General features: G+C 39.4%; 15 protein-coding genes and 2 tRNA genes. 8 read left to right on the forward strand and 9 right to left on the reverse strand.

The genetic code is table 11. From position 1 onward, the window contains the following. Positions 1-115: 115 nt before the first annotated feature. The 8 genes from guaA (at position 116) to QEN48_RS03255 (ending at position 6539) form a co-directional block, all read left to right on the forward strand. Positions 116-1027: a glutamine-hydrolyzing GMP synthase gene (gene guaA / locus QEN48_RS03220; RefSeq protein ID WP_280108966.1), complete on the forward strand. Its 912-nt coding sequence runs from the start codon at positions 116-118 to the stop codon at positions 1025-1027. Positions 1028-1032: 5 nt separating this feature from the next. Further along, positions 1033-2193, forward strand: a complete 1161-nt coding sequence (locus tag QEN48_RS03225; protein WP_280108967.1) for an acetylornithine transaminase — start codon at positions 1033-1035, stop codon at positions 2191-2193. Position 2194: 1 nt separating this feature from the next. Next, positions 2195-3262, forward strand: a complete 1068-nt coding sequence (gene hisC / locus QEN48_RS03230) for a histidinol-phosphate transaminase (protein ID WP_280109093.1) — start codon at positions 2195-2197, stop codon at positions 3260-3262. Between the two features lie 4 nt (positions 3263-3266). Further along, the gene (locus tag QEN48_RS03235; protein ID WP_280108968.1) at positions 3267-3785 is read left to right on the forward strand and encodes an adenylate kinase family protein; all 519 of its coding nucleotides are present in this window, start codon (positions 3267-3269) and stop codon (positions 3783-3785) included. 73 nt (positions 3786-3858) lie between these two features. Continuing rightward, positions 3859-4452 (forward strand): CDP-alcohol phosphatidyltransferase family protein, encoded by a 594-nt coding sequence (locus QEN48_RS03240; protein WP_280108969.1) that lies wholly within the window; start codon positions 3859-3861, stop codon positions 4450-4452. Positions 4453-4461: 9 nt separating this feature from the next. Beyond that, positions 4462-4818: a hypothetical protein gene (locus QEN48_RS03245; protein WP_280108970.1), complete on the forward strand. Its 357-nt coding sequence runs from the start codon at positions 4462-4464 to the stop codon at positions 4816-4818. Between the two features lie 58 nt (positions 4819-4876). Continuing rightward, positions 4877-5767 carry a GTP 3',8-cyclase MoaA gene (moaA, locus tag QEN48_RS03250; RefSeq protein ID WP_280108971.1) on the forward strand — a complete coding sequence of 297 codons (891 nt, stop codon included), beginning with the start codon at positions 4877-4879 and terminating at the stop codon, positions 5765-5767. 31 nt (positions 5768-5798) lie between these two features. Continuing rightward, positions 5799-6539 carry a sulfite exporter TauE/SafE family protein gene (locus QEN48_RS03255; protein ID WP_280108972.1) on the forward strand — a complete coding sequence of 247 codons (741 nt, stop codon included), beginning with the start codon at positions 5799-5801 and terminating at the stop codon, positions 6537-6539. Between the two features lie 42 nt (positions 6540-6581). Here QEN48_RS03255 and QEN48_RS03260 read toward each other — a convergent pair whose 3' ends face one another. The 9 genes from QEN48_RS03260 to trxA all read right to left on the reverse strand — a co-directional run bounded on the left by QEN48_RS03260 (position 6582) and on the right by trxA (position 12298). Further along, positions 6582-7418, reverse strand: a complete 837-nt coding sequence (locus QEN48_RS03260; protein WP_280108973.1) for a rhomboid family intramembrane serine protease — start codon at positions 7416-7418, stop codon at positions 6582-6584. A 332-nt stretch (positions 7419-7750) separates the two neighbouring features. After that, complete coding sequence (locus tag QEN48_RS03265) at positions 7751-8023, reverse strand: hypothetical protein (protein ID WP_280108974.1); 273 nt, start codon at positions 8021-8023, stop codon at positions 7751-7753. 197 nt (positions 8024-8220) lie between these two features. After that, a tRNA-Asn gene (locus QEN48_RS03270) sits at positions 8221-8293 on the reverse strand. 103 nt (positions 8294-8396) lie between these two features. Continuing rightward, positions 8397-8469, reverse strand: a tRNA-Arg gene (locus tag QEN48_RS03275). Between the two features lie 61 nt (positions 8470-8530). Beyond that, positions 8531-8743, reverse strand: a complete 213-nt coding sequence (locus QEN48_RS03280; RefSeq protein WP_280108975.1) for a hypothetical protein — start codon at positions 8741-8743, stop codon at positions 8531-8533. After that, positions 8736-9857 (reverse strand): isocitrate/isopropylmalate dehydrogenase family protein, encoded by a 1122-nt coding sequence (locus QEN48_RS03285; RefSeq protein ID WP_280108976.1) that lies wholly within the window; start codon positions 9855-9857, stop codon positions 8736-8738. Before QEN48_RS03285 ends, QEN48_RS03280 begins: the two co-directional genes overlap by 8 nt. Further along, a complete protein-coding gene (locus QEN48_RS03290) occupies positions 9858-10331 on the reverse strand; it encodes a 3-isopropylmalate dehydratase small subunit (RefSeq protein ID WP_280108977.1) in 474 nt (157 codons plus the stop codon). Further along, positions 10331-11569 (reverse strand): 3-isopropylmalate dehydratase large subunit, encoded by a 1239-nt coding sequence (locus QEN48_RS03295; RefSeq protein ID WP_280108978.1) that lies wholly within the window; start codon positions 11567-11569, stop codon positions 10331-10333. The genes QEN48_RS03290 and QEN48_RS03295 overlap by 1 nt, the downstream gene beginning before the upstream one ends. A 321-nt stretch (positions 11570-11890) precedes the next feature. Then, on the reverse strand, positions 11891-12298 hold the full coding sequence (gene trxA, locus QEN48_RS03300; RefSeq protein ID WP_280108979.1) for a thioredoxin: 408 nt from the start codon (positions 12296-12298) through the stop codon (positions 11891-11893). Positions 12299-12374: the final 76 nt, after the last annotated feature.

A 12374-nucleotide genomic window follows, 5' to 3' on the forward strand; every position in this document is an offset into this window, starting at 1 on the left:
CTTCAAACAATAATGTGGTTATTTGGTTGGTTTTTTTTAGGCCAATCTATAAGCTTGTGGGGTGACCAAAGTTTGTTGCGTTTTTGGATGTATTTGGTAGATTGATGGTGTTTTTATGGTTGAAGTTGAAAAGTTTATTGAGAAATCTGTTAGTGAAATAGATGAAGAGATTGATGGAGATGCGATGATTGCTTTATCTGGGGGTGTTGATAGTTCTGTTTGTGCTGAACTTGCTTACAGGGCTATCGGTGATAAGCTTTACCCTGTTTTTGTCGACACTGGTTTGATGCGTAAGGGGGAGGTTGCCCAGATTAAGGAGACTTTCAGTCACATGAATTTGAGGGTTGTTGAAGCTAGGGATCGTTTTGTAGGTGAGTTGGAGGGTGTTGTTGACCCTGAAGAGAAGAGGCATGTTGTTGGTCGGGAGTTCATCCGGATTTTCGAGGAGGTTGCCAGGGAATTTGATATAGAGTATTTGATCCAGGGAACTATCTATCCGGATAAGATTGAGAGTGAAGGAGGTATTAAGAGTCATCATAATGTTGGAGGGCTTCCTGAACGTATTGATTTTAAGAGCATTGTGGAGCCGGTTGAAGACCTATATAAGGATGAAGTAAGAGAGGTTGGTAGGGCTTTAGAGCTACCTGAAACGATTACTGAGAGAATGCCTTTCCCAGGCCCCGGACTCGGTGTCAGGATAATTGGAGAGGTTAATGAAGAGAAATTAAGTGTTGTTAGAGAGGCTAACGCGGTTGTCGAAGAAGAAATAATGGATTTAGAGCCATGGCAGGCTTTTGCCGCCCTATTATCAAGAGGGACTGGCGTTAAAGGAGATAAAAGGATCCATGGATGGATTATAGCTATCCGTGCAGTTGAATCGCGGGATGGAATGACTGCTAGAGCGATGGATGTACCTATGGAGCGTTTGAAGAAAATAGGTCAACGAATAACTCGAGAGATAGATGAAGTTTCTCGAGTGGTCTACGATGTTACAGATAAACCCCCAGGAACAATTGAGTATGAGTGATAAAGATGAATTTAGATGAAGTCGCAGAGTTAGGTGAAAAACACCTAATCGATGTATACAACAGATTACCAATAATGCTTGAAGGCGGTCAAGGAACACGAGTATGGGATTCAGAAGGCAATGAATACCTTGATTTCGTTGCGGGAATTGCTGTAAACTCTGTTGGCCATTGCCATCCAAATGTAGTTGAAGCGGTTAGAGAGCAAGCTGGAAAATTGATCCATTGCTCAAATTTCTATCACATAGAGAGTCAAGCAAAACTTGCAGAAAAAATCTCAGAGATATCATTTGGAGACAAGGTTTTTTTCGGCAACAGTGGTACCGAAGCAAATGAAGCCGCTATCAAACTTGCTAGAAAGGCCACAGATAACACCGAGATAATAGCTGCCGAGGGATCTTTCCATGGCCGTTCACTAGGCTCATTAAGCGCTACATGGAAAGATAGATATCGAGGACCGTTCCAACCATTGGTGCCCGACTTCTCGTTCGTACCATACGGAGATACAGAAGAAATTAAAAACAGAGTTTCTGGAGAAACAGCTGCAGTTATGCTTGAACCCATCCAAGGTGAAGGTGGAGTAAACATACCTCCAGAAGGATATTTAGAGGCCGTACGTGACATCTGTAACGATACAGGTACATTACTCGTTTTTGACGAAGTCCAGACAGGTATGGGTCGGACAGGAAAATGGTTTGGATACCAACACCACGATGTAGAGCCTGACATAATCTCGCTCGCCAAATCACTTGGAGGAGGTTTACCAATAGGAGCAATGGTAGCTAAAAAAGAAGTTGGAGAAGCCTTCACCCCAGGTGACCACGCCTCAACATTCGGTGGAAACCCAATAGCATGTTCAGCCGCACTCGCCACAATAAAAACAATGGAAAACGATAACCTCATCAAGAGATCAAGAGAACACGGAGCCTACATGAAGAACCAACTGAAAGACCTTATCCACCAAGACCAAAATAACTGGATTAATGAAGTACGGGGCCGTGGATTGATGATAGGGCTTGAAACAGATGGAAAAGCCCAAGAAATAGTTGACAAAGCCCTTGAAAAAAAAGTCTTGTTAAACAAAGTCAGTGAAGACGTAATCCGGTTCGTACCGCCATTAACCGTTACAAAAAAAGAAATCGATAAGGTGGTTTCCCTAATTGGTTGAAATGAACAAAGTTGCCAAAGAGATAGATGAATACAAACGGGGAAAGACAAAAGAAGAGATAGCAGAGAAATATGGTTTAAACCCCAACGAAATTGTATCGCTCGCATCAAACGAAAACTCATACGGACCACCCCCAAAAGCGATACAGGCAATAAAAGAAAACGCAGGCCGTGTATATCGATATCCCTCTCCGAAAGACGCTGAAAGAATAAGACGAGAAATCGCTCAAAAAACCAAACTAAAGCCAGAAAACGTCGTTTTAGGAACAGGTTCAGACGGCATAATGGAAAGCCTCATGAAGATGTATATAGAGCCCGGCGACCAAGTAATAATCCCAACCCCAACCTTCTCCTACTACACATTATTAACAAAAATCTATAAAGCCAAACCAAAACACATACAACGAAACCAAAACTACAGCCTACCAAAAAACATATCCAACGAAATCAACCAAGACACAAAAATAATCTTTATATGCAGCCCAAACAACCCCACCGGAAACACAGTCACAACCGAAAAACTAAAACAAATTTTAAAACAAGACATACTTGTCGTATTAGATGAAGCATACATTGAGTTTGCAGACCAAACACACGCACCACTAGTAAAACAACATGACAACCTAGTTGTATTACGAACCTTCTCAAAGGCATATGGACTTGCTGGATTAAGAATCGGATACGCATTAACAAACCCTAAAATAACAAATAAATACAAAGCAGTTTCACCACCATTCCCACTTGCAATACCCTCAATAGAAGCCGCAATAGCCGCTTTAAACGACAAAGAACACCACAAAAAAACAATTAAAAACAACCAGAGAGAAAGAAAACGACTCCAGAAAGAAATACCACTAAAAACATATCCATCCAAAGGAAACTACGTATTCATAGACACCAGCCCCATAAAAGCAACCAAAATAACAAAAAAACTCATGAAAAAAGGCGTGATAGTAAGAGACTGCACACCAATACCAGGATGCAAAGACACACACATACGCATAACAGTTGGAACACCAAAAGAAAACACAAAAACAATCCAAGCAATAAAAAAAATAACAAAAAAATGATAAAATGAAAATAGCAATAACAGGAACACCAGGAACCGGAAAAACAACAGCAACCAAAAAACTACCCAAAAAATACAACGTAACCCACCTCAACCAACTCGTAGAAGAAAACAAACTATACACAGAAAAAGATAGAGATCGAGACAGCTACATAGTCGACATAGAAGCCATAAAACAAAAAACACCAGATAAAGGAATAGTAGAAGGACATTTCTCCCACCAACTAGATATCGACCGAATAATACTACTCAGATGCCACCCAACCGAACTAAGAAAAAGACTAAAAAACAAAGATTTCAACCAACAAAAAATCCAGGAAAACGTCATGGCCGAAACAGTTGACGTAATCCTACTAGAAGCAATGCAAACAGGCAAAACAATCAACGAAATCGAAACAACAAACCTAAAACCAAAAGAAGTAACAAAAAAAATACAAGAAATAATCGAAAAACAACCAAAACAAAACACCGGAAACATAGATTGGATAGAACAACTCAACGAACAAAACGACACACAACTATAAATACACAGACTAATAAACCCAAAACAACCAAAAAAACCCAAAAGAAACAATAAGAAAGGGAGAAAAGGAAAGGATGTTAAATCAGTTACGGCCATTTGCAAGCCAGACGGCAAAACCGATAACAAAAAAACTGGCACAAAAAAACATAACACCTGACCAACTCTCTATAACTTCTTTAATAGCAGCAATCCTCTCCGCAATCGCATATATATTTGGAAATCTCATAATAGCCGGAACACTTGTCTTAATAAACTCAATACTCGACCTATTAGACGGAGAGCTAGCCAGAACTCTAGGGAAAACCGGTCGTCAAGGAGACTTCACAGACCACATAATCGATCGATACGCCGACATATTCATATTAGCCGGAATCACATTATCCCCATACGCACCCACATATCTAGGTATACTCGCAATAACAGCAGTCCTAATGACCAGCTATCTAGGAACACAATCACAAGCAGTAGGAATCGGAAGAGTATACGCAGGCCTATTAGGAAGAGCAAACAGACTCCTTTTAATAATCTCTACAACATACCTAACCGCAATATACCCCCACAAAATAATGGGATACACATTAATCGGATGGCTATTAATCCTATTTATAATACTCGGAACAATAACCATAATACAAAGAACAAACCAAATAAAAACCAGATTGAGATAAACCAAGAAAATGAAAAAAACCATCAATAAATTCTCGATAGGAACAATAACCGCAGCACATGGAAACATCGGATACCAAACAATAAACAACATATACGCCGCTGGCGAACCCTGGACCCTAATACCAGCAATAATAGTCATATTTCTCGCAATAACCTCAATTAAAAAACAAAAAACCGCACCAGTACTAGCAGGCTACATACTCATAATACCAATAGCAACCGTTTCACTAATAGGAATACTACTACCCATAACACCCCTACCCCCTATAGTGATCATAGGGTTATACATAACCAATTTAATAACATTTTTAGGTTTATTATACTCGACCTTAATCGGAATAAAAACCATAACCCAAATAACCTAACCCCTCTAATCACTTTTTCTGCAGATATTTTTTAACAAACTAAGATATACTACACCATATGGCTTGCTCCATTGAAGATAAGTATGGCCGAGAGATAACAAACCTCAGGTTCTCCCTCACCCAAACCTGCAACCTAAATTGTATCTACTGCCACAATGAAGGTGAAAACGGAGATGAATGTAACCTGATAACACAAGAAGAAGTTATTGAAGCTGTTAAACTTGGAACCAGATATGGAATTAAAAAAGTAAAACTCTCCGGCGGCGAGCCATTACTAAGACCAGACCTAACGGAGATCATCCAGAAAATATCACCCCACCTAAATGACGTATCACTAACAACAAACGCCATATTACTACCACAAAAAATCGATGAACTCTGCGAAGCAGGGCTAGACCGAGTGAATATAAGCCTAGACACACTAAACCCAGAAACATACAGAGAACTAACAGGCGGCGACCTAAAAAAAGCATTAAAAGGAATAGAGGCAGCCGAACAATCAAAACTATTTCCAGTAAAAATAAACACAGTAATACTAGATAACATAAACACAAACGAAATCCAAGACTTCATCAACTACGCAAAAAACAACGACATAATACTACAGCTCATAGAATACCACGACACAAACACACTAAAAAACCAAAAAAACTACAGCCAATACCACTACAACCTAGACCCAATAGAAAAAACACTAACAAAAAAAGCAGACAAAATCAAAACAAGAAAAATGCACCACAGAAAAAAATACTACATAAAAAACGCAGAAATCGAAGTAGTAAGACCAATGCACAACACCGAGTTCTGTGAAAACTGCACAAGACTCAGAGTCACAAGCTGTGGAGAATTCAAACCTTGCCTAATGAGAGAAGACAACCACGTACCATTCAACGGAAACATGGAAAAATCCCTACTAAAAGCAATAAACCAAAGAAAACCCTACTTCTAAAAAAACCAAATAAAATTATTAATCAACATTGATGACAGAAACAATATTGTTAATACTTGGTATAGCTGTTTTAACATACATTGGAAGTGGCATTGGAACTTTAACTGGCTTCGGGACCTCTACAATAATGGTCCCAGTCCTAGTCCTTTTCCTACCACTACCAACCGTATTACTGTTAGTTGGAATCATACATTGGTTTACAGATATCTGGAAAATAGGTTTGTTCAAAGAAGGAATTGAATGGCATTTAATACTACTTTTTGGAGTCCCAGGAATAATCACCACCTACTTAAGCGCTCGATTGGTCTTTGAACTACCACTAACAATATTAACCAGATTGTTAGGCCTACTATTAATTTTTTATGTTCTATATCTACTTTATAACCCTAAATCCAGTTTGCCTAGAAACAAAGGAACTGCTTTAGCAGGAGGCGCTATCTACGGAGTTCTAGCCGGAATATTTGGAATCGGAGGCGCAGTTAGAGGAGCTTTCTTAACAGCATACAACCTACCTAAATCGACATACATCGCAACAACAGGAGCCATAAGCCTTGCAATCGATACAACAAGAATAACAACATACATAGATGGTGGAGCCTCTCTAACAACACCACTACTAATAGGATTATTAATTTTCATACCAACATCATATTATGGCTCAAAAACTGCAGAAAAAATAGTTAGAAAAACACCGAAAAATAAATTCAGAAAAATAATAGCCATATTCCTCCTAATAATCGGAATACAACTATTAATTGCACCAACACTATAAACCCAGTTCACTAAAAAAATGATTTTTTTAAAATAAAAAACATCAATACCTTTTTCTCCCCCCACTTAATAAATCTGATTTTGGTTTCTGATCATCACCATTTTTAAACAACAAGCCATACAACAACCCAATACCAAGACCACCAAGATGCGCCAAACTAGCGATCGGGCCCTGACCAATCATCGCCACATTCAATATAACAAAGATAACGGTTGCAACCCAAAGCTTCATTGGAATTACAATTAAAAAAATCCGCATATTCGGAGCCAACATAGTTAAAGCTCCAAAAACACCAAAAATGGCACCGCTCGCACCAACCACATAACTCTCCATAAACACTACATGCGCTAACCCACCGATAACTCCAGCAACCAAATATACCTCCAACAAACGCCTACTTCCAACACGCCTCTCAAGTTCAGGACCGAAAAAGAACAACACAATCGCATTCACAAACAGATGGAATTCATTACCATGAGCAAACATACTCGTAATTATTGACCAAGGCCTCTCAACAAAATCCGGTCCTAAAAAGAAAACCGAGAGCTCCAACATTGGATCGATCCCTCTTAAAACGATTTGAACCAGATAAGCAACAAAAATCAATCCAAGCAACAGTAAAGCTACATTTCCCTTAAAATAAGATAGGAATGGAAGGTATTTCTCAACAAAACCAACTTCACCCCCCCTATCACCTGTTTTAGGATCCATTATCTTACCCTGACTCCTTAACTTAGCTCTATAATCCGACAAACCACTGCACGAATGGTTCTCAGGCAACCTATGTTCCGCACAGAACTCCTCGCCACAGAACTTACAGGTATAAGGCATGTACTCAACTTCATCACACTCAGAACATCTCGTAGGTATACTAATCAACCTCCAAAAACCCAATAAATCATTTCCAATAGACAAAACCCATCTAGATAACAATCTCAATAAGTCTTCCAGAAAAAATGAATCCGGAACAAACTTGTATCTTCCCCACAACAAACCCCAAAAAAACCAACAACCTAGTCTCAACAATTATGAAAATTAAAAAAAAACCAATAAAACCCCTTTCCAAAAAAAGGGAGGGGAGATGGGGCCACACAACCTAACCTAACCAATAATATTAACCCACTCACTCGATAACAACAAGGATTTATTAATTGTCTTCTATAGCTTTAATACTATTTTTATGGTGTTTGGGTGTGTATTTAGGGGTTTGGTTAGCTGGGTTTGGTGCTTTCAACACCATTTAGGTAACCGAACATTCCTGAGAAGAATGCGGCAACTCCGACTGCGATTAAAGCCCATGTTATATCGCCTGATTGGATCAATAATGCGTGTACTAGGTATGTGATTAGGACTGCGATTGCTAAGCTTATAGCTCCAGCTAGGACGGACATTAATTGATTAAGTGCATATCCTATAACTACTCCAACTAAGATCGATATTCCCCATAAACCAATAAACCAAACCAAGGCACCACTAAAATCCAAAATAAATAACCTCCAGTAATCTCTTTTTTATAGTTATTTAACTAAGGAACTTAAAGATTTCCAAAAAACAACGGTCTATCTTATCTAGATTTTCTAGAAATTGATTTATTTTTTGTTTTTGATTTATAATAGGGGTTATTAGTGGTTTTTTGGATGTGTGGTGGTTATAAGCTGGAGAAGTAGGGTGGGGGTTGTAGCGCCGCCAACCGGACTCGAACCGGTGGCCACCACGTTAACAGCGTGGCGCTCTACCAACTGAGCTATGGCGGCATAGAAATATTTTTTGTGTTGTGCCTGGTTTGGGTAGAATCTACTTATCCCTTTTAGATTAAAAACCTTATGGAGTTTTCGGGGAGGTTTATTTGTTTTTAAGTGTCCCGACCGGGATTTGAACCCGGGTTCACGGCTCCGCAGGCCATAAGGATAGTCCACTACCCTATCGGGACAATTATTTTCTCTGTTATTGTTGGGGTTGTTTTTATTTAATGGTTTTTGGTGTTTTTTGGTTTATTTGTCTTTGTCGTCTTTTTTTTGTTTGGTGATTTTTTGTATTGCTTCTTCGATTTCTTGGTCTGTGAGTTCTTCTGTTTCTTCGTCTCCGTGTGTTAGTATTGCGTTGAGTACTTCTTCTTCGATGTTTTCTGGTTTTTTCATTATTTTTATTCCGTCTTTCGTTCGGCATATTTTGTTGATTTTGTTTTTTAGTTCTTTTTTATCCATTTTCTCGTATCCTCCGGGCTATTTCATTGCCTACTTCATCTGTTCCTGCGTTTCCACCCATGTCGTAGGTGAGTGTTTCTCCGTTTTTGACGGTTTCTGCTATTGCGTTTATTATTGTTTCTGCTGCTTCGTTTTCGTTTAGGTGTCTTAGCATTAGTGCTCCGGACCAGATTGTTGCTATTGGGTTTACTTTGTTTTTGCCGGCGTGTTTTGGAGCTGTTCCATGTATTGGTTCGAACATGCTTGTTCCTTCAGGGTTGATGTTTCCGCCGGGTGCTAATCCAAGGCCTCCTTGTATCATTGCGCCTAGGTCTGTTATTATGTCTCCGAACATGTTGGGTGTGACTACGACTTGGTACCATTCTGGGTTTTTAACGAACCACATTGTTGCGGCATCAACGTAGTTGTATTCATGTTCTATGTTTGGGTATTTATTGCTTGTTTTTTCCATGATTTCTCTCCAGAATCCATAGATGTCGGAGAGTACGTTTGCTTTATCTACACCTGTAACTCTTTCTCGGTTTGTTTTTTCGGCGTAATCGAATGCATACTCTATTATTCTTTCTGCTCCTTCTTGGGTTATAACTCCGAGTTGGTAGGCTATTTCTTCTGAATCGCTTTCTATGTCTAGATCGAATTTTAGTTTGTATAGCTGTCTTTCTATTTCAAGTGTTTTTTGTGACTTTCCTTTTTCCGCCCGTCCACCGACTCCTACGTAGAAATCTTCTGTGTTTTCTCTTAAAACTACAAAATCTATGTCACCAGGATTTTTTAATGGACATTCTGCTCCAGGTAATAGTTTTATTGGACGTAGGTTAACATATTGATCGAAATAGAACCTTAGTTTAAGTAATATGCCTTTTTCAAGGATTCCTGGCTCTACTCTTGGGTCTCCAAGCCCGCCGAGATATATTGCATCATATTTTGACAGTTCTTTCAGGGCAGTTTCAGGTAATGTTTCCCCTGTTTCTAGGTAATGGTCTGCTCCATAGGGATATTCTTTCCATTTAACGTTGAATCCATGTACGTCTCCAGCAGCTTCAATTACTTTTTTCCCTTCATCTATTATTTCGGGACCAATTCCATCTCCCGGTAATACAGGTATTTCATGCATTTATAGCATCTCCTTTTTTACGTAATTTAACAACCCATCGTTCTGAACGATGTTCTCTATAAAACTAGGGGCTTTCTCTATCCCATAAGATTCATTCTTTGTTTTATTGACTATTTTATCGCCCTGAATCTCTATTTCGTCTCCATCCTCTATCTTGTCGGCCTCACTTGAAACAACTACCATTAAACCCAGGTTTATTGAGTTCCTATAGAAAATTCGTGCAAAACTTTTAGCTATAACTATGTCCACACCGGATCCCTTGATAGCTAGTGGTGCGTGTTCACGACTGCTTCCACAACCAAAGTTCTCACCAGCAACAATTATATCTCCCTCTTCAACCTCACTGGCAAACTCACTTCGTTCACTCTCAAATACATATTCAGCCAACTCCTCCGGCTTATTCATAGTCAAGTATCTACCCGGTATTATTGCATCGGTACTTATGTCATCTCCAAACTTCCAAACTCTACTCATTAAGAATCACCAATTGGTTTAGCTATTACTCCCTGAACAGCACTCTCAGCAGCAACTTCAGGCGAACCAAGATAAACCTCAGCATCTGGAGATCCCTCACGACCCCTGAAATTCCGGTTAGACGTCGCTAGACCAACCTCACCACCAGCAAGCAACCCAAAACTACCGCCCATACAAGGACCACAACATGGACCCTCAATCACAGCGCCAGCATCAAACAAAGTCTTCAAAACACCCTTCTCCTCAGCCTCTCTATAAACAGCCCGACTCGCCGGCACAACAATAACACGAACATCCTTAGAAAACTCACGACCTTTGATTATGTTGGCTGCAGCTTCTAAATCTTCAAAACGACCATTAGTACAAGAACCAATAAAAACCTGATCGATCTTGGTGCCTTCTAGTTTGGTTATGTTGTGTACGTTGTCTACTTGGTGTGGTGCTGCTATCTGTGGTTCTAGATTGGATACATCGATCTCAATCTCCTGTATGTAGTTTGCGTCGGGATCTGATTTTAGCCATTCTGGTGGTTTTGTTCCAGTGTATTGTTTTGTTTTTTTGTCTGGTTCCATGATTGCTGTTTTTCCGCCCATTTCTATTGCCATGTTGGTTATTGTTGCTCTGCTTGGTATTGTTAGTTGTTTTGTTGTTGGGCCTGTGAATTCTATTGCTTTGTATAGTGCTCCGTCTGCTCCTATTTTTCCGCATAGGTTGAGTATTATGTCTTTGGCGCTTGTGTTTTTTGGTAGTTTTCCGGTTAGGTTTACTTTGATTGTTTCTGGTACTTTGAACCATAGTTTTCCTGTTGCGAATGCTGCTGCCATGTCTGTGCTTCCCACTCCTGTTGCAAAGGCGCCTACAGCTCCATATGTACATGTATGGCTGTCCGCACCAATCACCAACTGACCAGGCTTAACATGGTTCTCCAACATCAACTGATGACAAACACCCTCACCAACATCATATATGGTTATTCCTTGTTTTTCTGCGAATTTTCGTAGCATTTTGTGGTTTTCTGCTGCATTTATTGAGTCTGCTGGTGCTTGGTGGTCTAGGGGAATGAATATTTTATCTGGGTCCCAGACTTTGTCAGCGATTTTCTGGAAGCCTTGCACTGCTAGTGGGGCTGTTATGTCGTTTGCCATTGCTAGATCTATGTCTGCGAATGCGTAGTCGCCAGCCTTTAGGTCTTCTCCACTGGATTTTGATAGTATTTTTTCTACAATTGTTTTGGGCATCTATTATACACCTATTGAATCGATAATACCGCCTGTAGATACCGGCTGTTTCAGTCGGGTATTCGGTTTATATGGCGGTTATGTTTTTATGTTTCTTATTTAAATGGCCTTGACTCTGGTTATTTTTTATGGATAAATAGATTTGGAGAAAATAGAGGTTGTGGTTTAGTTAGGTATCCAAACCTGTTTTGGTTGTTTTTATTGTTCAAATATAATTAGTAAACCTATGTTTTTGGCCCCAACCATAGGCCGTTACAACCCAAGAACCGGTATCCCCGTATCTCGCCTTTTTTTTGAGGTTTTTTGTGGTTTGGATAGGGGTTAGGCTGTTACTTTTTCGATTACGTTTTGTAGTTGTTGTTTTGGTAGTGCTCCAACTGTTCTGTTTACGAGTTCGCCGTTTTCGAAGAATAGTAGGGTTGGTATGGACATTATTCCGTATTTTCTGGCTACGCCTCCGTTTTCATCTACGTTTAGTTTCCCGAAAACAATTTCTCCTTTGTATTCTTCGGCTAGTTCTTCGATTACTGGTTCTAGTTTTTTACATGGATTGCACCAGTCGGCCCATGCGTCAATTACGACCATTTTGTTTTCATTTATTACTGATTCGAAGTTCTCATCTGTAACTTTTATAGGTTTACCTTCACTCATGCTTTCTTTCTCCAGTTTTTCTTTAAGTTCTTTAATCTTCTTTTTTCTTATTTCATCTATATCGTTATCTCTGTTCATTTTCACTGTTAAATATCAACTTTACCAGCACAAAAAATGTTTTGCATTAATACTGTTTTTTTAGGTAGTTTGGTAT

The organism is Methanonatronarchaeum sp. AMET-Sl (genome assembly GCF_029854155.1).
Classification (GTDB): Archaea; Halobacteriota; Methanonatronarchaeia; order Methanonatronarchaeales; family Methanonatronarchaeaceae; genus Methanonatronarchaeum.